We start from the raw sequence: 24714 nt of genomic DNA, 5'->3' as shown, positions 1-24714 counted from the left end.
AAGCATAACACTTAGCATGTCATATTGCACTTACGTCAACAACAACATTTCAGAAGAAGCTGACTATCTGCTTCATAAGCATTACCACGACCATCAGTACGGTTTTCCAATCGACAATGATGACGAGTTGTTTGGACGATTGCTTTTGGAAATTAATCAGGCAGGTCTGAGCTGGCTATTAATGCTTCGCAAGCAGGAGAGTTTCCGTTCTGCTTATAGCAACTTTTCAATTGAAAAAGTCGCAGCATACGATGAAAATGATCGCGAGAGACTTTTACAAGATCCCGGAATTATCCGGAATCGTCTGAAAATCAATGCTGCGATCGTGAATGCGCAGAAAATACTGGAATTGAAAGAGGAATTCGGCTCCTTCAAAGGCTGGCTGGACGCCAATCACCCATTAACCAAGCTGGAATGGGTGAAGCTTTTCAAAAAGACATTCAAATTTACCGGCGGCGAAATCGTCAACGAATTTTTGATGAGTACCGGCTACCTCCCCGGCGCTCATGATGTTGACTGCCCGGTTTATTCAAGCATTCATGTAGCATCAAATTAATAAGCAATCTGATCGGGTGATAGTTGCTCGACCGCTACCTTTATGTGATTGAATGAAGCAGCATTCATTTCTTTCCTTGCAACAGCACTTTCCATCAGATCAAAATATTTACATAGGATGTGTCTTCTGCCTCGCTGGTGCCAAACTATCAGCCAGGAGGTCTCAGCTGCCTTTGCTCCAAAGACACTAATCTCAGGCCAGCCAAACTCCTGAACAATTTTATCTAGAATTATAAGGTTAGCTTCATCATTTACACTGATTTTTTTGGAATAGAATGCTTCATTATTCTTGTTTCCATTGTAAAGACTGTCACGGTACTGCTGGTCAGCGACAAGCATCTTCTCAAATAAATGCCGGATGTCTTTTTCAGTTATTCCTTTTACCTCAATAAAAGGATCTATGTCAGGTTCTATGTCCGTATACATGATATACGACCTAGCTTGGGGCTTCACTGATTTTACAGACGAATCCGTAGCTGATGTATTTGTGGATTTGGAAATGCAGCTAGTTACCATGAAAATAACGCCGATAAATGCAATTGCTATTTTCATGGTGAAAGGAGTGTACTGATTTATTCTCTAACTCAATTAGTATCAAGTGTTTTAATAAACGAAACCATATCAGCCGGTTTATCCGTCTGCAAGCCTTGCACACCTTTATTCAGTGCTTCTTTCCACGATGTGGGTCCTTCGGTGGGACTTTGCACATCCAGCCAGACAGCGACGTCATGACTATTTGCGGCCTTTACCATTTCGGGACTGGCGACATTATCCAGCACCTGCACGTGCAGTTTTTTCAGGAAATCGGCCAGCTGTTCGCTGGTTGTAACATCCTTCGGCAGGCTGGTCATTAAGGGAACCTCCGGAGCAACTTCTTTCCATTGATGGTACTGTGCCTCTTTGTTCAGGTACACCACCACATGTTTTTCCATTCCTGCCGCCTTGATCTGCCGCCAACTCTCCGCAACATCAGCCTCTTTGAAATCCAGATAGATGTTGATTTTACCTTTACAAATCGCCAGGAGTTCTTTAAATTGAGGAACCCTGTGCGTTTTTTTATTTCGGTTAAAAACCTGTAAATCTTCCACTTCTTCGAGCGTCATGTTCGCTACCATACCTGTTCCGTTGGTAGTCCTGTCCACTTTGGCATCGTGCAAAACAACCAAATGCCCGTCCTTCGTCGTCCTCAGATCCACTTCCACATAATCCGCGCCGCATGCTATGGCTTCTTTCGTGGATGCTAATGTATTTTCGGGAGCCTCCACATGGTTACCGCGGTGCGAAATGACGACGATTTTATTCTTTACATGAGGCAATGTCGGATGATGCTGCGCATTGGCCGACAGAGTCGCAGCGAAGAGAACCAGGGTAGCGCTGATATTTCGGATGAACATATTCATTGCATTTAAATCTTTTTCTATGGGCTATTAATGAGGGTTTGAGGCAAAAAAATGAGTCCACAAGCAAAAGAATACCTTTCTCTCAACTCATAGACTCATCAACTTTAAACTCATTTATTGTATCTCAAAACTGGAAAGGTTCACAAAATCCTGAACCCTTGCATTGATTTCCTCCTGAGTCAGGTTAACCAAACGTTCTGTTCCGAATTTCTCAACGCAGAAAGAAGCCATTGCAGAACCATAAATGATCGCGCGTTTCATATTTTCGAAAGAAATATCATCTGTACTCGCCAGATAACCGATAAATCCTCCCGCAAATGTATCGCCAGCTCCGGTTGGGTCGAAAACTTCTTCCAGCGGCAAAGCTGGTGCGAAGAAAATCCTGTCTTCCTGGAACAACAATGCGCCGTGCTCTCCTTTTTTAATGATCAATGTTTTCGGCCCCATTGCCATGATCTTGGCAGCTGCCTTGCGTAGAGAAAATTCTCCCGATAGCTGGCGAGCCTCTTCATCATTAATAGTGATCAAGTCAACCAGTTTCAGAACCGATTTCAGGTCATCCAATGCGATATTCATCCACAGGTTCATGGTATCAAGCATGATCAGCTTCGGGCGTTTCGCCATCCGTTCGATCACCAGTTTCTGAGTGGCAGGTACCGTGTTACCCAGCATCAAAAATTCAGTTCCCTGGTAAGATTCAGGAATGATCGGATCGAAATGTTCCATTACATTCAACTCTGTGATCAGGGTATCACGGGTGTTCATATCTTCGTGGTACTTACCTGACCAGAAGAACGTTTTACCATCCTGAACGATTTCAAGCCCCTCAGTACTTACACCGTGATCTTCCAGCAGGTCAATCATTTCTTTTGGAAAATCACCTCCAACTACTGCTACCAGGTTATTTTCTTTGGTAAAATAAGATGCTGCTAGTGTGATATAAGTGGCTGCACCGCCAATAATTTTGTCTGTTTTTCCAAATGGGGTTTCGAGCGCATCGAATGCAACAGATCCTACGGTTAGTAAACTCATAAATAAGTACTGTATTGATTTTAAGTTAGTTTCAAACTGGGCCTTTGTTATAAAAACGCTGCGAAGATAATCAAAACGACCGAATAGCGACTTTGCCCATTAGCTTTCTGCTAAACAGTTACTAATCAATCATAGGTTATTTGCTATTTTTGTAAACTATCGAATTTTATCCTTCACTATCGACACATACTAATGGAAGCAACCTCAGAAGCAAGAAGGCGCATTGACAATGCAAAAGGATTTCTCAGCAACAACGCAAAAAAGGAAGACGGGATTTATTATGACAAAAAATATGTCAAGATCGCTGGACACACTGCATATACAGGTATTCTGTTGGCGCTAAATGAGCTTTTGGGAGAAAAGAATAAAAAAACATCAAGAAGCGTCGAGTGGTATCAGCAAGAACTGAGAAGCATCGACAAAAGCCTGTTATCAAGATTTGCAACAGCTTACCAAATACTGCACATTGACATGGGTTACCAGGGAGCCAAAAGTGCCCAACTAGCTTCACTAGGACTGCAGCAAGCCGAAAAAATAATAGATTGGGTCGAAACGCGCCTAACAAAAACTCAATTGAAGAACCAGTAATTCAGAAAGTAAAAATATAAATGACCGCACAAACTTTCCAGCCACTTAAAATATTCAATACACTTACCCGTAAAAAGGATGTATTTGTACCAATTGCGCCTCCCTATGTCGGAATGTATGTGTGTGGTCCTACGGTTTACAACAATGTCCATTTAGGAAATATCCGTACATTTTTATCCTTCGACATTCTTTACAGATACCTCACGCATATTGGGTATAAGGTACGTTATGTGAGAAATATCACTGACGTAGGCCATTTGGTGGGCGACGGCGAGGAAGGTGAGGACAAGATCGGCAAGATGGCAAAGCTTCAAAAACTTGAACCTATGGAGATCGTGCAACGGTATACCAACGATTTTCATGATGTATCGGCCATTTTTAACCTGGTACCTCCGAGTATCGAGCCTACTGCGACGGGTCACCTCATCGAACAAATCGAAGCGGTGCAAAAACTGATCGAGAAAGGTTCGGCTTATGAGTCCAATGGCTCCGTATATTTTGATATCAATAAATACCAGGCTGGCGGCAACGAATATGGAAAACTTTCCGGACGCGTCATCGAAGACCTTTTGAACGAAACCCGCGAACTGGACGGTCAGGCTGAAAAACGCAATCCACTGGATTTTGCACTTTGGAAAAAGGCTAGCCCCGAACACATCATGCAGTGGGATTCGCCCTGGGGAATGGGCTTTCCGGGGTGGCACCTCGAATGTACCTGCATGAGCGCCAAGTACTTAGGCAAACAATTCGACATTCACGGTGGCGGAATGGATTTGAAATTCCCCCATCATGAATGCGAGATCGCACAAGGAAAATCGCTTACCGGTGAAGAACCGGTGCGTTACTGGATGCATACCAACATGCTGACGGTGAACGGACAGAAAATGTCTAAATCACTGGGAAATTCGTTTCTTCCGGCTGAGCTGTTCTCAGGAAATCACGACTTGCTGGATCAGGCGTACAGCCCCATGACTGTTCGTTTTTTCATGTTGCAAAGTCAGTACCGAAGCACGCTGGATTTTTCCAATGAAGCATTAAAAGCAGCTAATAAAGGTTACAAAAAGCTGGCTAATGGTTTAAGAAATGCCAAATTGATGACCTATGTGCATGAAGATGGCGTGTCCGCAGATGAAGCCAAAAAAGCAGATGTCGAGAAATCCATTGATGGTTTTTACAACGCGATGAATGATGACCTCAATACTGCCGTGGCTTTTGCTAACCTTTTTAATTTGCTCAAATACATTAATATGATCAATATGGGCCAGCTGAAAACGGCCCAGCTGGGAGAGGATGTTTTCAACTCGCTGAAAGAAAATTTCGTCATTTTCTTCGAGGATGTGCTCGGCCTGAAAGAGGAATTGACGGAAGGTTACGGCATTCTGGACGGTATGCTGAAATTGTACAGCGAATTTAAATTGTCCCGGAACTACGAAAAAGTAGATGAAATCCGTTCTTACTTCAAAAATCAGGGGTTGGTGATCCGCGATACGAAAGTAAGGATCGACTGGGCCTATGAAGAATGATAAAAAGCGCCGCAGCTTGGTCGAAAGCGGGTTTAACGAATTAATATAAAATCATAAGATGCTATTTCTTACAAGGGATTTGTTTTCGAAGAAATTAACGATCCTATTTTTAATAATACTTGGTACTTACGGCTGCAAAACTAAGACTAGCTCGGAGCAAACGGCAGAGCAGGCACCGGCACTGGTTAAAAGCCCTGAATTTAATGCGGATAGCGCCTACCAGTTTGTTCAGAAACAAGTTGATTTCGGCCCTCGCGTTCCCAATACCGCGCCGCACAAAGCCTGTGGTAATTATTTGGTTTCTACATTAAAGAAGTATGGCTTTTCAGTAGTAGAGCAAACTTTCAAGGATACTACCTTCGATGGAACAATTATCAATGGACGTAACATTATAGGCAGCTTTAACACTGCGAATGCAAAACGTATCCTGCTCACTTCCCACTGGGATTCCCGCCCGTTTTCCGACCAGGATTCTCTGGTTAAAAATAAACCCGTTATGGGTGCTAACGATGGCGCAAGCGGTGTGGGAATTTTGCTGGAAATTGCCCGCGTGCTCTCATTACAGGCTACCAAGCCTGATATTGGCGTGGACATTATCTTTTTCGATGTTGAAGACTGGGGTGCTACGGAACAGGATACCAGTATGTTGCACAGTGGATTTTGCCTGGGCTCTCAATATTGGGCGGCCAACAAGCATATTCCTAACTATACTGCCTATTTCGGCGTTCTGCTGGATATGGTGGGAGCAAAAGGCGCTACTTTCCTAAAAGAAGGTTATTCCATGCAAATGGCTGAAGACGTCGTCAGGGAAGTTTGGACTACCGCTAGTCGTATTGGTTACAATAACTATTTCATTGACGAAAGAGGCGGTTCTATCACCGACGACCATGTACCGGTTAACACCGTAGCACATATACCGATGATCGACATCATTCATACCAAAAACAGTGTGGTACGTACATTTTTCGATCAATGGCACACGGCCGATGACACCATGGAACACATTGATCCTAAGACATTAAAAGCTGTGGGACAGACTCTTGTCCAGGTACTTTATCAGGAGTCAGCGAATCTGGCACTTTGACTTGGTAGTCATTGGTAGTCATGTGTTGTCAGGTATTGTCATTTATAGTCATATGTTGTTTAAACCAAACAATAAGTGACAATACATGACTATAAATGACAAAATTTGACACTTTTCCTACATCCGCTTCACCACAATCCATATATCTGAATTCCGTCCTTTATCGTCGCTGCATGATATTTTGACCCTGCCCAGCGGCGGGTTGATGAAAACCCCTTCATGCGGCGGCGCCTTTTTGGTAAGCTTGTCATTGATATACCAAAAAACCTCCTCCACATCATTGGCAGTCTGGCAGGCAAGCTGAATTTGCTGCGGCTCATCTTTACGAATGTAGTACTCGCTCCCCATATTCGGACTGACAATCAACGGTGCTCCTTCATGGAAAACACGCTCGCAGTCCGGGTTATGCTGCGGAATTTTTTGATACGGAATTTTTTGGAGTTCATTAAATGCAATCAGCTCAGGTGCCAGATTGGGAAAGGCACGTTTTTCATAACCACTTTCGGGAAGACAATAGGTACAATAAGATATTTTGCCAGCGGGATCCGTGAAAACCCAGCGCAAATGCTGACACTTTCTATATGCTGAAATCCCCACAATGTACTGATCGGGAATCTGATGTTCACAAAATTCTGACGGAATATCGCCACTCGCCGGGCACACATTACGGACAGCAATATTGGCCGGGGATTTGTACCAGCCTTTTGGCGAGTTGTAGTCTAATGAGTTAAAAATCGAGAATAACAATGGTGTAGCGGTATTGGCACCACTGAGTTCCGGCACGCCTTCGCCTGAAAAGTTACCTACCCACACGCCTATCGTATATCTGCGGTTATAACCAATGCTCCATGCATCCCGCTTGCCATAGGAAGTACCTGTTTTCCAGGCAATTTTGGGCAAATGGTATGTATTGGCAAAATTGGTAGGAAGATCGGGCCGGGTAATCTGTGTGAGAATGTTCGTGACCAGATAAGCCGCTTCGCCGGAAACAATGGCCGCTCCTTTTTTATCGACAGGATTGAAAGAGCTGTATCGCAAACTTCTCAATTTTCCTTCATTTGAAAATCCTGCAAAAAGTCGTGTCAGTTCCTCCAATGTTACCCCGCAGCCGCCCAGGATCATGGACAGTCCCAGGCCTTTTGCCTGCTTATCAATGGTTTTAAAGCCCGCTTTTCTCAATTTATCAACTAGTACCGGGGTACTAATATCCTTCAACACCTTCACTGCCGGGATATTCAGCGAATTGGCCAATGCGAACTCCGTCGTCACCGCACCATTGAAATGCTTGTCAAAGTTTTCCGGTTCATAGCCAGCGAAGTTGCCGGGAACATCATTCAAAACGGTTTTTGGGGTAATAATACCTTTGTCAAAAGCAGTAGCGTATAATAATGGTTTCAATGCACTTCCGGGAGATCGCACCGCCCGGACACCGTCTACCTGCCCCCCATCGAATGGATTATTAAAATCCGCAGAGCCAACGTATGCCTCCACTTCCATAGTTTCATTATTAACCACCAGAACCGATGCATTGTGAATGTTCATCGTTTTCAGCCTGTTAATGTAGTTTTTAACCTGCTCTTCAATCTGGTTCTGAACCTGGATTTTTAGTGTGGTCCGGATAACCGGTTCGTCGGGGTACTGCTGCATGAGTCGCTGCGACAAATGGGGTGCCTGCCGGGGAGCCCGTAAGCGTCGCACTAGCAAGGGTTCATTCAGAGCATCCTGAATAACGTTTTTTTCAAATAACCCTTCTTTTTCAAACCGTAACAACCATTCATTTCTTGCTATTTTCAAAGCCTCGTTCCTTGTTCCCGGTCTTAGGCTCGACGGACGGTTTGGTACAATGGTCAATGCCGTGATCTCCGAAAGGCTCAGCAGTTGTGGCGGTTTGCCGAAATAGAGTAGCGATGCAGCTTTAATGCCTTCAATGTTACCTCCATAAGGCACAAGATTGAGGTACAACTGCAATACCTCGTCTTTGGAATAATGTAATTCCAGCTGAAAAGCCCTGGCGATTTCTACAAATTTATTGAAATAAGTTCTGCGCCGCGGTTCGATCAACCTCACTACCTGCATCGTGATCGTAGAAGCACCTGATGTTCTTTTTCCCGAAAAAATATTGCGTGTCGCAGCCCGTACAATGGCCATCGGATTGACCCCCGGATGATAATAAAAGTACTGGTCCTCCTTGTAAATGAGCGTTTTTCGGAGCAATGGCGTAATTTCGGAAACAGTCGAATATAGCCTCCATTTATCCTCTTTGTTCAAAAAAGCATGGATCACATTCCCTTTCTGATCGGTAACCTGGGTCGCGTACCGGATCCTGGGTTGAAAAGGAAAAATAAAATCGAGGACTAAAAAAAGGAGCAGAAGGCCGGCAAGTACCGCGATGATTCTTTTGACCTTTTTTATTTTCATGATCGGGAGGTGTGCAAATCGTAATTGAATGGCTATAAATATAGTTGAATGATGGTTTTCTCCTCCTAAAAATATTTTCGAAGAATAAATCAAGACCTCGTTTGTCCCGGACGGTTAATTTTCCCTACTTACTGCCTTTATTCCAAATAAAAGCCAATCATAGTACCATATGTCCAAATACGTAGCCGCCATTGATCAGGGAACGACCAGTACCCGTTGCATACTTTTTGACCACGAGGGAAATATCGTTTCGGTAGGGCAAAAGGAACACGAACAAATTTATCCGCATCCAGGCTGGGTAGAGCACAATCCGACGGAAATATGGAAAAATACGCTGGAAGTAATCGCCATTGCAAGGATCAATGTGTCTGCGACCGCTGCGGACATTGCTGCGATTGGTATTACAAATCAAAGAGAAACAACGGTTGTCTGGAACAAAAGGACCGGCAAACCTTACTATAATGCATTAGTATGGCAGGATACCAGGACTACCGAGCTTGTCGCGAAATATGAAAAGGAAGGCGGTTTGAACCAGTTCAGGGACATTACCGGCCTGCCTGTTTCCACTTATTTCAGCGGTCTCAAATTAAAATGGCTGCTCGAAAATGTAGAAGGGATCCGCGCCGATGCGGAAAGGGGAGAAGCACTCTTTGGCAACATTGACACCTTCCTGATCTGGCACCTCACAGGGGGAATCCATGGCGGCATCCATGTAACCGACGTCACCAATGCAAGTCGCACGCAACTCATGAACCTGCGGACCTTACGCTGGGACAAAAGTATGCTGACCGCCTACAATATTCCGGAAATCATGCTACCGACCATTAAAAGCAGCAGCGAAATTTATGGACACGTAACCAATGAAATATTACCCGGAGTTCCGGTAGCAGGCGATCTGGGCGATCAGCACGCTGCCCTCGTCGGCCAAACCTGTTTCGAGCCGGGTATGGCCAAAAACACGTACGGTACCGGCTGTTTCCTGGTGATGAATACCGGTAATGAGCTGAAAACCTCTGAAAACGGGTTGCTTACCACCATTGCGTATCAGTTTGGCAAACAACCCGTTCAATATGCCCTGGAAGGTAGCGTAGCAGTTACCGGCGCATTGGTACAATGGGTTCGCGACAATCTCGGGCTGATTCAAAAAAGCAGTGATATTGAAGAACTTGCGAGAACGGTGGAAGATAATGGCGGTGCCTATTTCGTGCCTGCATTCTCCGGACTTTACGCGCCGTACTGGCGGAACGATGCGAGAGGTGTTATCGCCGGACTCACCAGATATGTGAATAAAGGTCATATCGCGCGGGCAGTTTTGGAAGCATCGGCATATCAGACGTTGGATGTTGTCCGCGCCATGGAGCAGGATTCCGGAATTGAGCTTTCATCACTTCGGGTTGATGGCGGTATGGTAGCTAATCAGTTGCTTATGCAATTTCAATCCGACATTCTCAATACGCAGGTAGTATCGCCGGCAGTGGCCGAAACAACCGCATTGGGAGCTGCCTATGCCGCCGGACTGGCTGTTGGTTATTGGAAAAATACAGATGAATTGACCAAGAACTGGGCGATCGCCCATACCTGGAATCCGAATATGGAAGAGGAAAAACGGGCAGGGTTTTACAAGGGCTGGAAAAAGGCAGTTACTAAATCTTATGATTGGATTGACTAGGGATTATGTCCCCGATAAGATTTACTCGCTCGCGGCTATATTAAGAACCCGTTAGAACTTAGCACCGATTTTAGGTTTTCTTTTACGTCTTAATGGGCTCCTTTTGTTAACTCACAGATGACCGCATGTTTTAAAGTTTGGTAGTCACCTATCGGAACCATAATCAGGTTTTTTGAAGGCGAAAGGCCACTGGCGGTAGTAGTTATGACCGGAATATCTCTTGCCAAAGCCTCTAACAGGGGCTTTGGGTTATGCATTATATAGGCCGGATAAATAACCAGCTTAACATTGTCAAACGGGTTCTTACCTGCGAACTCCGTTTCAATACCATTGAAAAAATTCTCGTCTTCCAATGCCTTACCCACCAACACAATAGAAAAGTTAAGTTCTTTTGCGAGACGTCTTATTTCATATGCCCCTTTTCTTGCTAATGCAGAAGCAGGGAAGAGTATTTTGGACCCTTTTACATCACTATTCGTTGCTTTCTTCGGCAGATTCCATTGCAGCTTGACTGATTTATTAATAAAGATCTTAGCTATTTCTTCGTGAGGAGTAATTATGCTACGAGCACTTGTTAACGCCTCATTTTCAAAATCAACCAATGCTTGTGAGGCCCTAAAATCATTCAAAGTCTTACTTTCAGGAAAGTTCTTATACGCTTGGTCCAATCTCAAGTGCAGATTTTCCAACGGCTGACGTATCATTAGCACGTCAAATGTCCGCCCTCCGAAAACGCCTTGTTCCCACAGAAAGGGCAATAAATTTTGCGACACAATCAGGTGCGTGACAGTTAGGGGAATTTTCTTGGCCACCGAGCGAGCGATCCTCTTATCAAATTTAAGCATCAATGAAAAGATATTTCTCGACCCATTAAAACTGAACCGGGTCCATAATGCTCTTTGTAATGTAAGGATCCAAAAAGATTTTACTGTTTTTGGATTTTCAATAGTCCAGGAGAAACGACTTGTCCGAATGTAACTCTTCGGATGTGGAAGGATAAAGAGGTCTTCCTCCCTGGAAATCGTGTTTACATAATCATTGAATTCGCTCCATTTCTCATCCAGTATAAAAGCCGCATTTGATTTTTGAAATTTTAACTGTGGTAGGCCCGTATACTTGATACACTCCGAATTACCACATGAGTAGCAGTCATTCAGTTTTGATGCAGGGAACGTGTTTTTCGAATTGCTTTCTGTAATCAGTGTGTGCTTTCTTTCACCTCTGAATTTTACAATCAACTTGTCTCTTGTCAGTTCGACTTCAATTCTGAACGGGTAGTCGGACTTGAAACGCAAATCAATATAATTCCACTTAACCGTTGCATCTCTGTCACGTTCTGCCAATGATCCCTTGATGACTTTTGTGTGCCGATGCCGTTCGACGATTTCAAAATTTGCTTTTAACGCAGCATCATAAAGGGCGTTTGAGAGTTGGCAAATTCCGCCAGCGACTGTTGGAACTATACAACCTTCTCGAATCTCCCTCCCCAAAACATAGCCTCTTCTGGCGCTAGGGTATCCGAGATGCTTCCAAAAGCTAAAAATCCTGCGTGCCTGTACTTCCACACCATTAAGCCTTTTTACAGCCTGACGCAGGTTCTCAATTTTACCGGCAGTTAAAATCCATTCAGTTTCATTATCGTCAATGTTCCAAAGTTCCGTTTCCGAAACAGAAAGAACAGGCTGCGATTTTAGTTGTTGCGTGTCTGAAAAGGTCCTGATATCTGCAAGGCTATTCTGAATGCAACGTCTCAATATCAATAGGATTGATTTGAATTGGAAGACAACAGCGTGTTGGAGGTTATGTCCATTCTTGTATGTGCTTGACATAAGGTTAAATTATACTTACAGTTTAAGCTCAATCGGACATTCGATATTCAGAATCAGAGATTTTGATTTTACACAAATTCCAATAGTCTTTTCTTGTTCCTATTTGCTTCATGAGTTTACTAGGGTAACCTGGGAAATATTTCGATTTTGTTCAAGAACTCATTTTCCAACGGCTGGAATGGTTTATTCTTTGGGTGTAGATGGATTGCATCTGATAGCACTACCGATTCGAGAGCTTCTGTTAATTTATTAGAGTGTAGGGCCGTCTAAGACAATTTCGTTCTTCTTTTAACCTTTTTATAATCTGTATAAACTACCCGCTTTCTTGCGCTATCTTACGTTTCAACGTAACTTCGCGGCGCTTAAATCAAATTAAGAGTAGCCTTATGCATACCCTCCGTCTAAAAAAGCCCATCGCTTTTTTTGATCTTGAAACCACCGGAGTCAATATCGTCCGCGACCGCATTGTAGAAATATCGGTCGTGAAGGCCTTAATCAACGGGGAGACGGAAATACGGACCAGGAAGATCAATCCCGAAATGCCGATCCCGCTCGAAAGCAGTCTGATCCACGGTATTTATGATGAAGATGTAAAGGATGCGCCTACTTTTAAAGGTATCGCCAAAAATCTTGCATCGTTTCTCGAAGGCTGTGACCTGGCCGGGTTCAATAGTAACCGGTTCGACATCCCCATGCTGGTGGAAGAGTTTCTCCGCGCCGGTGTTGATTTTGATGTCAAAAACCGTAAAACCGTTGATGCACAGCGCATTTATCACATGATGGAGCCGCGCAACCTTTCTGCTGCATACAAATTTTACTGCGGAAAAACCCTTACCAATGCCCACAGCGCCGAGGCGGACACCATTGCTACATTCGAAGTACTTCAAGGTCAGATTGCACGCTACGAAGGTGTGAAGGTAACCGACGCACATGGTGTGGAAACTGAGCCGATCAAGAATGATATGGCGGCCTTGCACGAGCTCACTGCTTCTAAAATGATTGATTTTGCAGGTCGTATGGCCTATAATGATAAAGGAGAAGAGGTTTTCAATTTTGGAAAACACAATGGTAAACGTGTGGCCGATATCCTGAAAAACGAGCCTTCATTCTTCGACTGGATGATGAAAGGCGAGTTTCCGCTGGACACCAAACGGAAACTGACGGAGATAAAATTGAGAGCATTAACCCAGCGTTGACATAATCCTTCTCAACAGGTTTGAGTAAGTAGTATTTATGTCTATTTTTGCCAGAAATCTATTTTTGACTATTTTAACCGAATATCCAACCAGGTAAACCTGCTATGATTCCAAACCCCAATGTTCCAGAGGTTAATATACCAGCGGTTATTCAGAATATTCCTCTTCAAAGTTACCTAATTCTCAGCACCTTGCTTTTTGTGATCGGTATTATCGGAGTGCTTACACGCCGGAATGCTATCATTATTTTCATGTCTGTTGAACTCATGCTTAATGCTGCCAACCTGCTTCTGATCGCCTTTTCTTCATACAGGTCAGATCCTTCCGGGCAGGTTTTTGTATTTTTTATCATGGCAGTTGCAGCCGCGGAAGTTGCTGTTGGTCTAGCCATTATTGTAATGATTTACCGTAATACAAGAAATACAGATATCGGCTTCCTTAACAAGCTGAAATGGTAAAAGCTGACACAACGGGTAGATATTCAAGAGATTAAAGATTAAAAAATAAACATGTCTGCATCATTACTCATTCTGATTCCGCTGTTACCATTACTTGGTTTCCTGATCAACGGACTCGGATTCCCCAATATTCCAAAAGGAGCCGCCGGAATTATCGGAACACTGGCCGTGGTGGCGAGTTTCGTTTTATCCGTCATGACTTTCAATGCATTTCTGGCATCCGGAAGTCAGCCGCTGATAGTCCCGCTTTTTGACTGGATCACAGTGGGCGCCCTGAACATTCCATTTTCTTTCCAGGTCGACCAGCTTTCTCTTTTAATGCTGATGATCATTACCGGAGTGGGTTCGCTGATCCACATTTATTCCATTGGTTATATGCATCACGATTCCGGTTTTGGTAAGTTCTTTGCCTACCTGAACCTGTTTTTGTTTTTCATGTTGCTGCTGGTTTTGGGTTCCAATTATGTGATCATGTTCATTGGCTGGGAAGGTGTGGGATTATGCTCCTACCTGCTGATTGGCTTTTGGAATAAAAATACAAACTACAACAATGCTGCCCGCAAGGCATTCATTATGAACCGTGTAGGTGATCTTGGCTTTCTGCTGGGTATCTTCACGATCATTGCTACGTTCGGTTCGGTAGAATATTCGGAAGTATTCAGTAAAGCTACCAGTTTCCCGATCGGTGACCCTGCGATCATTGCCATTACATTGTTTCTGTTTATCGGGGCAATGGGTAAGTCAGCCCAGATACCGCTGTACACCTGGTTACCTGATGCGATGGCTGGCCCTACACCCGTTTCAGCATTGATCCACGCAGCTACCATGGTTACTGCCGGTATTTACATGGTGATCCGTTCCAATGTCTTGTACTCCCTCGCTCCTTCTACTTTGGAGATTGTGGGTATCATTGGAGCTGCTACTGCATTGTTTGCCGCGTCCATTGGTCTTTTACAAAACGATATCAAGAAAGTACTGGCCTACTCTACTGTGAGTCAGCTGGGTTATATGTTTATGGGCTTAGGCGCGATGGCTTATTCAGCATCGATGTTCCATGTCATTACCCATGCATTCTTCAAAGCATTGTTATTCCTCGGGGCAGGTAGCGTCATTCACGCCATGTCCGACGAGCAGGATATCCGTTCCATGGGGGGATTGAGGAAAAAACTACCAGTTACCTTCCTGACTTTTCTGATTGCTACCATCGCCATTTCAGGTATCCCGCCATTTGCAGGGTTTTTCTCCAAAGATGAAATTCTAGCCCATGTATTTGAACACAATAAGGTTCTTTGGGTAATTGGTGTGCTGGGTTCTTTGATGACCTCTTTTTATATGTTCCGGTTGCTGTTCCTTACTTTCTTCGGCACATTCCGCGGTACACACGAGCAGGAGCATCATTTGCACGAGTCACCTGCTTCCATGACCATTCCATTGATCATTCTGGCTGTTCTTTCAGCGGTGGGTGGATTTATTGGAGTACCAGAAGCATTGCACGGCACACATTACCTGGCCGAGTTCATGAGCCCGCTTTATGACGCGGCCCGTCAGGTTAACCCCACAGCATTTGAAGCGACCACGCTTTCTCACTCGGAAGAATATCTTTTAATGGGTGTTTCGGTAGCAGTTGCATTGGTTTCCGCCATTGTTGCTTACGTGATGTATGTTCAAAAAGCATCCGTACCTGCGGCTGATACAAGTGAAAAATCATCTCTTCAAAAATTGGTTTATAACAAATATTATGTGGATGAGCTCTACGATTCGGTATTTGTAAAACCGATGAAGACGCTATCCAATATTCTGTACAGTTTCGGAGAATTTTTTATCGATCTGCTTGTCAATGCTGCCGTCAGGATCATTGGTACACTGGCTAAGCTCTTGAAAAAAACGCAAACAGGTTCAACGGGAGACTACGTTTTTGCCATGGTTTTAGGCATTGTAGTCCTGTTATTCTGGAAACTTTTACTTTGATCAGTACTTATCAAAAAATCCGTTCACCATTTGTTGCTGACCGTTGACTTGAAAATATGCTTACTCTTCTTTTAATACTTTTACCGATAGCAGCAGGTGTTATCACCCTTTTGTCCGGTGACCGCCTGGCAAAACAGGTAGCGTTATTGGGCGGCCTGGTTTCGCTCGGCGTCGCTGTCACCGCCTGGATGCAGTTTGACCCTGCGGCAGGTAGTCAGTTTGGTTTCAAATATGCGTGGGTTGCTTCTGGCGGTATATCATTTGCTGCCGGTATCGACGGGATCAGCATGGTGCTGGTGCTCCTCACCACTTTCCTGACGCCGCTGATCATTCTGTCCGCATTCAAGCACGAGTACAAAAATTCAGCTACGTTCTATTCGCTGATCCTGTTTATGGAATCGGCCCTGATCGGGGTTTTTACAGCGACTGACGCATTCCTTTTTTATCTTTTCTTCGAAGCAGCGCTGATTCCGGTTTACTTTCTGGCGGCAGTCTGGGGTGGAGAAAATCGCTTGAAAGTCACATTGAAATTCTTCATTTATACGATCTTCGGTAGCTTGTTCATGATGGTGGCGTTGGTTTATTTGTATTACCAAACACCGGGTACGCATTCTTCCGAAATTACCGCATTCTATCAGCTGCAGTTGAGCCCGATGGTTCAGGGCTTTATTTTCTGGGCATTCTTCATTGCCTTTGCCATTAAAATGCCTTTGTTCCCTTTTCATACCTGGCAGCCGGATACTTACACGGAATCTCCCACTCCTGCAACGATGCTGTTATCCGGTATCATGCTCAAAATGGGGGTATATGGTCTGATCCGCTTCCTGCTGCCCATCGTTCCCGAAGGAATGGAAACATGGGGAATGATGGCGATGATCCTGTCCGTGATCGGAATCATTTATGGCTCCATCATCGCGATCCAGCAAAGCGATATGAAGCGTCTGATCGCTTACTCGTCATTTGCACACGTCGGACTGATGGCCGCCGGAGTTTTCTCATCTTCACTCAATGGTTTGCAAGGTGCTTTGATCCAGATGCTCGCTCACGGTATCAATGTGATCGGCCTCTTCTTCATTATTGATATTATTTATTCGAGAACAAAAACCCGTTACCTCGACCAACTGGGCGGTATCAGCCAGTCTACACCACATTTGAGCGTCTACTTTATGGTATTGCTGCTCGGAAGTGTTGCATTGCCCCTAACCAATGGTTTTGTAGGTGAATTTCTGCTGCTTTCAAGCGTATTCCAATATGACGGCTGGCTGGGCGCCATCGCCGGGTTAACGATCATCCTGGGCTCCGTTTATATGCTGCGCTTGTTTCAGAAATCAATGTTCGGGCCGAAATCCAAGTGGGTTGAAGGCTTTCAGGACCTTACTGCAAGCGAACGCGCTGTACTATTGCCGCTGATCATCATGGTTTTCTGGATTGGTATTTACCCAAGCACATTTTTGAAACTAACCGAACCTGCTGTAAGCCAACTTTTGCAACTGGTAAATAACTAAGTAAGAATATGTATCCCATTATATTGTTGTCATTTCTTGGAGTCGTTACCCTTTTTCTGGGCTTCTCGAAATCTAAAAACATCCTGCTTCCTGCGACCCTTCTGTTTCTGATCATTGCATTAGCGAGCAATTTTATAGAATGGAACAAAGGCCCGTTGCTGTATTTTTATGACATGTTGCGGGTCGACAACGTTACGCTGGCTTTTAACGGGATCATATTACTTTCTGCTTTTATGATCGTGGCCATTTCAGGTGGATTCCAGGACAATGCAGATTCTGAACCCGCTGAATATTATGGTCTAATGCTCTTTTCACTCGTAGGAGCGATTATGATGGTCGGTTTCGAACATTTGATCATGCTTTTTATCGGGGTCGAAATCCTTTCCGTTGCCATGTACATTCTGACGGGTAGCAACAAACGAAATCTGCGCTCCAATGAGGCTGCATTGAAATATTTCCTGATGGGTGCATTCGCGACCGGCTTTATGCTTTTCGGCATGACGCTGCTCTATGGTGCTACCGGTTCATTCAAACTTGCCCAGATTCAGGGATTCGCTTCCAATATTCCAGCCGGAACTCAGTCTTACATTCTATATGCTGGCTTGCTGTTATTGCTGATCGGAATGCTCTTCAAAGTTTCAGCAGCTCCATTCCATTTCTGGACGCCCGATGTATATGAAGGTGCGCCTACTATTTTTACAACATTCATGTCAACGGTTGTAAAAACGGCCGGATTTGCAGCGTTATTCAGGTTATTAAGCAGTTCTTTCTCCAACATTTATGGCTTCTGGTGGATTGTGATCGCGGCCATAGCGGTACTCACGCTCCTGGTAGGAAATATCGGCGCCACAAGCCAGAACAGCTTCAAGAGAATGCTCGCGTATTCAGGTATCTCGCATGCCGGTTACCTGCTCATCGCATTAACAGCCCTCACCAAGCCTTCTCAGAACGCCATCATATTTTACTCGCTTGCCTACTCGCTTTCGACTATCTCAGCATTTGGTGTTTTAATGTTGGTTTCAAAAGAAAAAACCATCGAAGGACAGCCCAACGAACGCTACGAAGCTTTCAACGGGCTTGCCAAGCAAAACCCTTTACTCGCTTTCGTACTCGCGGTGTCCATGCTATCACTGGCCGGAATACCATTGACAGCCGGATTCTGGGGTAAGTTTTTCATTTTTACCAGTGCCGCTGAAAGAGGAATTATCTGGATCACAGTCATTGCAGTGTTAATGTCCACAGTCGGTATTTATTATTATTTCCGGGTGATCATTTCATCTTATCTGAAAGAGGGAGACCTTATCAAAATCAGGGTAGCGCCTTTCTATCAGGTCATTCTCGTACTTGCAACATTCCTTACCATTCTGTTTGGACTCGCTCCGGGCATCTTTGAAGGATTTATGTAAAAAATATTCTTTATCAATTTGTAAAAAGAGCTGTACGATTTCAGCTCTTTTTTTGTGACTTCTTTATAAAAGCTGCGTATAAAATATAATCCTCCTATCCCAGGAATTACATTTCATATGCCGTCAGATCAAAACAAAACCGTATCAGTTCAAAGTATCAGCCCGTTCAACCTCGAAGAACTCCTCGGGCGGGAACCGATCATCATTGATCAATCCAATATCTCTAACCAGATCTCGTACAGTACCATCCTCATTACCGGCGCGGCAGGGTCTATCGGTAGTGAGCTGACCAGGCAAATCGCTTCGTACGGCCCCGCAAAACTATTTCTGATAGATCATTCAGAGACAAATCTTCATGAGCTGGATATCCATCTCAATGCCTGCTTCCCAAACCTGGAAATACATTCATTTGTAGCCAACGTCACCGATCCCGTCCGGATGAATGAAATCATATCCTCCGCCCGACCAGAGATCATTTTCCATGCAGCGGCATACAAGCACGTGCCTATCATGGAAAAGCATCCCTATGAAGCCATCAAAACCAATGTACTGGGAACTCAGATACTGGCAGATTTGGCCCTGGAACACCATGTTGCCACTTTCATCCTCATTTCAACCGACAAAGCTGTCAATCCATCCAGCGTGATGGGCGCTACCAAACGTATGGCGGAAATCTACCTGCAATACCTCGGGTTTCGTCATTCGGCAGCGACGCGGTTCGTTATCACCCGGTTTGGCAATGTATTGGGTTCCAATGGTTCTTTTATCCCCGTTTTTAAAAACCAGATTGCCTCGGGTGGCCCGGTAACCGTCACGCACCCTGATGTTACCCGTTACATTATGACGGTATCGGAGGCCTGTCAGCTCGTTCTGGAGGCGGGAGCAGTCGGTAGTAATGGGCAGATACTGTTTTTCGATATGGGTAAACCGGTTCGGATCAAAGACATTGCCTATCGAATGATCGTATTGTCAGGTTTACAGCCCGAAACTGATATCCAAATCAAGTATACTGGCATGCGACCCGGCGAGAAACTAAATGAAGAACTGCTGAGTGATGATAGCTGTGATGCTGCACTTCATCCCAAAATCAGGATCGCACGGTTGGCACCGCTTTCCTTTATCAATGTAGAAACGATGAAAGCTTTGCTGACGGAGGTACTTCTTTCCGGTCAGACCGATCAGATGGTAGCATTGCTCAAACTGATGATCCCTGAGTATATCAGCAACAATTCCGAGTTTCAGAAACTTGACAAAAGTGACCTGATCGATGTGAAGTAATGTCAATTAGATGGTAAAAAACCATTGGTCCGCATCCATTGACGGCATCGCCCGTACCATTCCTCAAATGAAGGGACTTTCAAGTAGCCATGTTCGCCCTTGGCATAAATATGCAGGTCCGAAGGCACGCCTTTTGCATTGAGCGCCTCGTAAAACTTGATACTGTTCGACACCGGTACCACCGTATCGTCCCCGGCATGGGTCAAAAAAGCAGGAGGCGTTGTTTTGGTAACCTGCAATTCGTTGGAGAAATATTTCGCTTTCTCTATTCCAGGTGAAGCACCCAATAAGTTGGAAGCAGAACCTTTGTGCCCGATTTTATCCAGTAAACTGATCACAGGATAAACCAATATCATAAAGTCGGGGCGAAGGCTTGTCTTATTCGTGTTGGCGATGAAAGTACTGTCATAATGTGTCCCCGCGGTTGCAGCAAGGTGACCTCCGGCCGAAAAACCCATTATCCCTATTTTTTGGGGATCGATTTTCCATTCAGCAGCCCGTTCCCTCACAGTTTTAATCGCCTGCTGCGCATCCTGTAAAGGCCCTAGCGACTTATCCTGCATTGTTTCTTCACTCGGCAGTCTGTATTTCAGTACAAAAGCAGCTATCCCCGACTTGTTGAGCTCCTTCGCCACCTGGTAGCCCTCCCGGTCTATCACGAGCACGCCATAACCGCCACCCGGGCACACAATTACCGCGGTACCATTTGCGACAGCAGCGTCAGGGAGAAAAATGCTCAGCGTAGGCTTGGAAACGTTTCGTATAACGTTGTCCTTATTCGTTTCCTGGTCTTTCGAAGGCAATGCATTTGGGATCTTATGGGGGTACAGGGGAATCGTAGTTTGCGCCGCAGTAAATATCCAAATACTTGGTAAAGCGACGAGCAAAAGTGTCAGGAACCTGTTGATAGACATCATTTTTATTAGCTGAGACTTAATTTATAATACTTTTAATATTTTTCTAATCTTCTTAGATGGAAATTCTAGCTAAATTTCGGTTAGCAGGATTGCAATTCCCGAAGAACGAAATTGCACCATTCTATGTTAATGCACTAATTCTTTTAATAATAATATAATATTTACAAGAAAATCAATTCTGGTTTGTTACTTTACATCATAAATCAATCAAAAAAATAACTAGTTTTGTAATGTATCCAAATCATGCATTAGTTTCTTTGATACGTTATAAACTGCCTGATTGAACTCTTTTTGAGTTTTACAGCTTGAATAAACAATATAATCCACAAAAAAGAGAATGAAATATTCAGTACATGCAGAAGGCAGGTTTCAGTTTATCGACGAGGGAAAAGGCGAAACATTACTGCTTTTGCATGGCCTTTTCGGTGCATTGAGTAACTGGGACGGCATTATCGATCATTTTTCAAGCCGTTACCGGGTTATTATTCCTCTACTACCCATTTACGAACTACCTCCCCGTGAGGCAGGCCTTGAAGCACTTCTCGCATTTTTAGAAGATTTCGTTTCATTCAAAAATCTGACTAATGTTACTGTGATCGGTAACTCCCTGGGAGGTCATATCGGGTTACTTTATACATTGAAAAATCAGAGCAATGTTCACAAGCTGGTTTTGACTGGCAGCTCGGGTTTATTTGAGAATTCAATGGGTGGTTCCTTTCCAAAAAGAGGAAGCTATGATTATATCAAGGAACGTGTTGCGTATACATTCTACGATCCGGAAGTAGCCACCAAAGACCTTATCGATGAGGTGTTTGAGACCACTTCCAGTATTCCGAAATGTATGAGCATCGTTGGCATTGCCAAATCAGCCCAGCGCCACAATCTCGCCAAAGACCTTCATGAGATCCACGTTCCTACCCTGCTCGTTTGGGGCCTGAACGATACCATTACACCGCCGCACGTAGGTTACGAGTTCAACCGCCTGATCGCTGGCTCAGAATTGTATTTTATTGATAAGTGCGGCCACGCCCCCATGATGGAACATCCGCATGAATTCAATATTATATTGGAAAGCTTTGTACAAAAGCACATTTCAGTTCCGATTGCCTGATGAGTGCTATCTGCTGAAAAATTTCTTTGCTGCGAAAGTTGATAGATATATAGTTTTTTTATAGATTCGGAAAATGACGCCCTGAAAATATGCTCGCTGCTTCTCTCATTAATCCCATGATTCCCGTTCTTAAACCGAGTGATTCGGTGAGCACGGCATTGGACTGGATGGATGAATTCGGCGTTAAGCAATTAATCGTGGCGGATAACGGGTTATATCAGGGCATTGTTTCCGAAGACATTCTTTTCGATGTGACGGACAGTGCCGAGTTGCTCGCCCGGATTATTATTCAGCATAAGGACATTTTTGCGTCGGAAGATCAGCACCCTTATGAGCTTCTCCGGATTGTGAACCAGTTTGGCTTGCAAATTATTCCGGTGCTGCACGACGACAGGAGCTTCGCCGGAAGCATACTGGTTAATGAACTGGTGGAGCATTTTGTCAACGATCTCGGTGTTCAGGAAAAAGGTGCAGTAATTGTACTTAAAATAGCTGAACGCAGTTATTCCCTTTCAGAAATAAGCCGTCTGATCGAATCAAACGGGACCAAAATTTTAAGCAGCTATTATTCATCCGGTGAAAGCTACGATCCGACGAATGAAGCAAAGCTTACTTTAAAACTCAACCGCACTCATATTACCCCGATCATTGCAACGCTCGAACGCTTCGGTTATGAAGTGGAAGAGGCGCATGCTAACGATCCGATCGAAAGTGTAGACCAGGAGCGCCTGGACATGCTTTTGAGATACCTCGCCACCTAGTTTCTTCTTGTCTGTATTATTTCTTCTCTTTTGAATCGGCATATTTGTCGCGTATATTTCGGGAGAAACAAGATGATTTACTTTTTCTTTCATGAAAATAGCAATTCACGGACGTAACTTTAATGAGTCCGCCCGCCCGTTCATTGAAAACATGTTCAACGAACTGTCCCGTCGCAAAGTTGAAGTCCAGCTTTCCAGGCCCTTCCGGATATTCCTCGACCAAACCGGGATTGCTCACTTTTCTACCCTTGTTTACGAAAAACCCGAAGAGCTTTTTGACGCGCGCCTTGTCGTCAGCATGGGCGGCGACGGCACCTTGCTCGAAACCATCACACACGTTGGAAAACGACAAATTCCAGCCATCGGTATTAATGTAGGCAGACTGGGATTTCTGGCCACAGTTTCTCCCGAAAGAATCGCTGACATGATTACCGCACTGGAAACCAGCCAGTTTCGCATTGACGAAAGAACATTGGTTGCCATTGATTCCAATATTGATCTGTTTGACGGACTGAATTTTGGATTGAATGATTTCACCATCACCAAAACGGATACGTCGTCCATGATCACCGTACATACCTACCTGAACGGCGAGTTTTTGAACTCCTATTGGGCTGACGGACTCATCGTATCGACGCCTACCGGCTCTACGGGCTATTCCCTGAGCTGCGGTGGGCCTGTACTGGTGCCGCATTCACAAAACTTCATCATCACGCCCATCAGCCCACATAACCTGAATGTGAGGCCGCTGGTTGTAGAGGATACCGCAGTGATCAAGCTGGAGGTAAAAAGCCGCAGTAATAATTTCCTGGTTTCGCTCGACGCCCGGTCCCGGGTAGTGGACGAAAATACGCAACTGACCGTCAGGAAAGCAGATTTCACTGCAAAGCTGATCAAAATGCTCGACGATAGTTTTTTAAATACCCTCAGAAGCAAGTTGTCATGGGGACTTGATATGCGCAATTGATCAATACCCATTTTCATACTATGCAACTGATATTTCACACTTTTGACCTCCATCTCAAACATACCTTTACCATTGCCCACGACTCCCGTGACGTTCAGCCCACGCTCATTGTAGAGCTACGGGACGGGCAGTTGGGCGGCCTGGGCGAAGCAACTTCCAATCCCTATTACGGTATCACGATTGAGAATATGATTCATTCTCTTGAAGGCGTGAGAAGCATTGTGGAAGGTCAAAATTACGGGTCGGCAGAAGAGCTCTGGACTTTGGTCAACCCTGCTCTTCAAGACAATTCCTTTGCACAATGTGCGCTGGACGAAGCTGCTCAGGACTATTTCGCCAAAAAGAAAGGTCAGAAATTATATCAAAGCTGGGGGTTATCAGCCGATCACCTGCCTATGACTAATTTTACGATTGGCATTGATACGGTGGAAAAAATGGTTTCCAAAATGAAGGAGCTCCCCTGGCCAATTTATAAAATCAAATTAGGAACCAACGAAGACCTTCGTATAGTACAGGAATTAAGGAAACATACGGACGCTCTTTTCCGTGTGGATGCCAATTGTGCATGGACGGCTGAACAAACCATTGAATTATCTCCTAAACTAAAAGAGCTGGGTGTTGAATTCATAGAGCAGCCGCTGGCTGCCGACGACATTGAAGGGATGAAAAAGGTCTTTGCCGCGAGTCAACTTCCCGTTATCGCCGATGAAAGCTGCATACTTGAAAATGATGTGAGTAAATGTCACGGCCTGTTCCATGGTGTCAATATCAAGCTCACCAAATGTGGCGGCCCTACTGCCGCTTTACGGATGATCTCCGAAGCTAAAAGCCTTGGAATGAAAACAATGGTGGGTTGCATGACCGAAACCAGCGTCGGGATCTCAGCGATTGCGCATTTGCTTCCATTACTGGATTATGTCGATATGGACGGCTCGCTCCTGATCAGTAACGACCCTGCGAGCGGTGTGACATTTGATTTTGGAAAGGTTATTTTCACCGATTCCAACGGAACCGGTGCGGTGCTAAAATAAAGTCTGCTTACTCGAATA

At 44.6% G+C, this 24714-nt stretch carries 21 protein-coding genes; 15 read left to right on the top strand and 6 right to left on the bottom strand.

Going from position 1 to position 24714, the window contains the following annotated elements:
* Positions 1-16 precede the first annotated feature (16 nt).
* Positions 17-556 (top strand): DNA-3-methyladenine glycosylase I, encoded by a 540-nt coding sequence (locus ON006_RS25705; RefSeq protein ID WP_244824104.1) that lies wholly within the window; start codon positions 17-19, stop codon positions 554-556.
* On the opposite strand, the gene ON006_RS25700 is transcribed toward ON006_RS25705, so the two are convergent.
* The 3 genes from ON006_RS25700 to ON006_RS25690 form a co-directional block, all read right to left on the bottom strand.
* The gene (locus tag ON006_RS25700) at positions 553-1107 is read right to left on the bottom strand and encodes a hypothetical protein (RefSeq protein WP_244824103.1); all 555 of its coding nucleotides are present in this window, start codon (positions 1105-1107) and stop codon (positions 553-555) included. The genes ON006_RS25705 and ON006_RS25700 overlap by 4 nt on opposite strands.
* Before the next feature lie 32 nt (positions 1108-1139).
* Positions 1140-1949 (bottom strand): glycerophosphodiester phosphodiesterase family protein, encoded by an 810-nt coding sequence (locus ON006_RS25695; protein WP_244824102.1) that lies wholly within the window; start codon positions 1947-1949, stop codon positions 1140-1142.
* A gap of 120 nt (positions 1950-2069) precedes the next feature.
* Positions 2070-2987, bottom strand: coding sequence for a PfkB family carbohydrate kinase (locus ON006_RS25690; protein ID WP_244824101.1), 918 nt, complete (start codon positions 2985-2987; stop codon positions 2070-2072).
* A gap of 192 nt (positions 2988-3179) precedes the next feature.
* On the opposite strand from ON006_RS25690, the gene ON006_RS25685 reads away from it, so the two are divergent.
* Genes ON006_RS25685 through ON006_RS25675 form a run of 3 tightly spaced genes read left to right on the top strand, consistent with a single transcriptional unit; the run spans position 3180 to position 6182 of the window.
* The gene (locus ON006_RS25685) at positions 3180-3575 is read left to right on the top strand and encodes a DUF5618 family protein (protein WP_244824100.1); all 396 of its coding nucleotides are present in this window, start codon (positions 3180-3182) and stop codon (positions 3573-3575) included.
* Between the two features lie 20 nt (positions 3576-3595).
* A complete protein-coding gene (gene cysS, locus ON006_RS25680) occupies positions 3596-5098 on the top strand; it encodes a cysteine--tRNA ligase (RefSeq protein ID WP_244824099.1) in 1503 nt (500 codons plus the stop codon).
* Between the two features lie 58 nt (positions 5099-5156).
* Positions 5157-6182 carry a M28 family peptidase gene (locus tag ON006_RS25675; RefSeq protein ID WP_244824098.1) on the top strand — a complete coding sequence of 342 codons (1026 nt, stop codon included), beginning with the start codon at positions 5157-5159 and terminating at the stop codon, positions 6180-6182.
* A gap of 117 nt (positions 6183-6299) precedes the next feature.
* Here ON006_RS25675 and pbpC read toward each other — a convergent pair whose 3' ends face one another.
* Positions 6300-8600 (bottom strand): penicillin-binding protein 1C, encoded by a 2301-nt coding sequence (gene pbpC, locus ON006_RS25670; RefSeq protein WP_244824097.1) that lies wholly within the window; start codon positions 8598-8600, stop codon positions 6300-6302.
* A 169-nt stretch (positions 8601-8769) separates the two neighbouring features.
* On the opposite strand from pbpC, the gene glpK reads away from it, so the two are divergent.
* A complete protein-coding gene (glpK, locus tag ON006_RS25665; RefSeq protein WP_244824096.1) occupies positions 8770-10269 on the top strand; it encodes a glycerol kinase GlpK in 1500 nt (499 codons plus the stop codon).
* A gap of 89 nt (positions 10270-10358) precedes the next feature.
* Here the strand turns inward: glpK and ON006_RS25660 are convergent, their stop codons facing one another.
* Entirely contained in the window at positions 10359-12023 is a 1665-nt protein-coding gene (locus tag ON006_RS25660) for a VanW family protein (RefSeq protein WP_244824095.1), read from the bottom strand.
* Between the two features lie 461 nt (positions 12024-12484).
* On the opposite strand from ON006_RS25660, the gene ON006_RS25655 reads away from it, so the two are divergent.
* The 6 genes from ON006_RS25655 (at position 12485) to ON006_RS25630 (ending at position 19909) form a co-directional block, all read left to right on the top strand.
* Entirely contained in the window at positions 12485-13294 is an 810-nt protein-coding gene (locus tag ON006_RS25655; RefSeq protein ID WP_244824094.1) for a 3'-5' exonuclease, read from the top strand.
* Between the two features lie 104 nt (positions 13295-13398).
* Positions 13399-13752: an NADH-quinone oxidoreductase subunit NuoK gene (gene nuoK / locus ON006_RS25650; RefSeq protein ID WP_244824093.1), complete on the top strand. Its 354-nt coding sequence runs from the start codon at positions 13399-13401 to the stop codon at positions 13750-13752.
* Positions 13753-13803: 51 nt separating this feature from the next.
* Positions 13804-15720 carry an NADH-quinone oxidoreductase subunit L gene (gene nuoL, locus ON006_RS25645; protein ID WP_244824092.1) on the top strand — a complete coding sequence of 639 codons (1917 nt, stop codon included), beginning with the start codon at positions 13804-13806 and terminating at the stop codon, positions 15718-15720.
* Between the two features lie 56 nt (positions 15721-15776).
* The gene (locus tag ON006_RS25640) at positions 15777-17225 is read left to right on the top strand and encodes a complex I subunit 4 family protein (protein WP_244824091.1); all 1449 of its coding nucleotides are present in this window, start codon (positions 15777-15779) and stop codon (positions 17223-17225) included.
* A gap of 8 nt (positions 17226-17233) precedes the next feature.
* Entirely contained in the window at positions 17234-18631 is a 1398-nt protein-coding gene (locus ON006_RS25635; protein WP_244824090.1) for an NADH-quinone oxidoreductase subunit N, read from the top strand.
* A 117-nt stretch (positions 18632-18748) separates the two neighbouring features.
* Positions 18749-19909: a UDP-N-acetylglucosamine 4,6-dehydratase family protein gene (locus tag ON006_RS25630; RefSeq protein ID WP_244824089.1), complete on the top strand. Its 1161-nt coding sequence runs from the start codon at positions 18749-18751 to the stop codon at positions 19907-19909.
* A 2-nt stretch (positions 19910-19911) separates the two neighbouring features.
* Here the strand turns inward: ON006_RS25630 and ON006_RS25625 are convergent, their stop codons facing one another.
* Entirely contained in the window at positions 19912-20826 is a 915-nt protein-coding gene (locus ON006_RS25625; RefSeq protein WP_244824088.1) for an alpha/beta hydrolase, read from the bottom strand.
* A gap of 337 nt (positions 20827-21163) precedes the next feature.
* Between ON006_RS25625 and ON006_RS25620 the strand changes: the two genes are divergently transcribed.
* The 4 genes from ON006_RS25620 to ON006_RS25605 all read left to right on the top strand — a co-directional run bounded on the left by ON006_RS25620 (position 21164) and on the right by ON006_RS25605 (position 24696).
* Positions 21164-21937, top strand: a complete 774-nt coding sequence (locus ON006_RS25620; protein WP_244824087.1) for an alpha/beta fold hydrolase — start codon at positions 21164-21166, stop codon at positions 21935-21937.
* Between the two features lie 89 nt (positions 21938-22026).
* A complete protein-coding gene (locus tag ON006_RS25615) occupies positions 22027-22698 on the top strand; it encodes a CBS domain-containing protein (protein ID WP_244824086.1) in 672 nt (223 codons plus the stop codon).
* A gap of 91 nt (positions 22699-22789) precedes the next feature.
* Positions 22790-23665, top strand: coding sequence for an NAD kinase (locus ON006_RS25610; protein ID WP_244824085.1), 876 nt, complete (start codon positions 22790-22792; stop codon positions 23663-23665).
* 20 nt (positions 23666-23685) lie between these two features.
* The gene (locus tag ON006_RS25605) at positions 23686-24696 is read left to right on the top strand and encodes a dipeptide epimerase (protein WP_244824084.1); all 1011 of its coding nucleotides are present in this window, start codon (positions 23686-23688) and stop codon (positions 24694-24696) included.
* Positions 24697-24714: the final 18 nt, after the last annotated feature.

It is taken from the genome of Dyadobacter pollutisoli, assembly GCF_026625565.1.
GTDB classification, from domain to species: Bacteria; Bacteroidota; Bacteroidia; order Cytophagales; family Spirosomataceae; genus Dyadobacter; species Dyadobacter pollutisoli.
The sequence above is the reverse complement of the archived record's forward strand: the minus strand, read 5'-3'. Positions and strand labels throughout refer to the sequence as shown.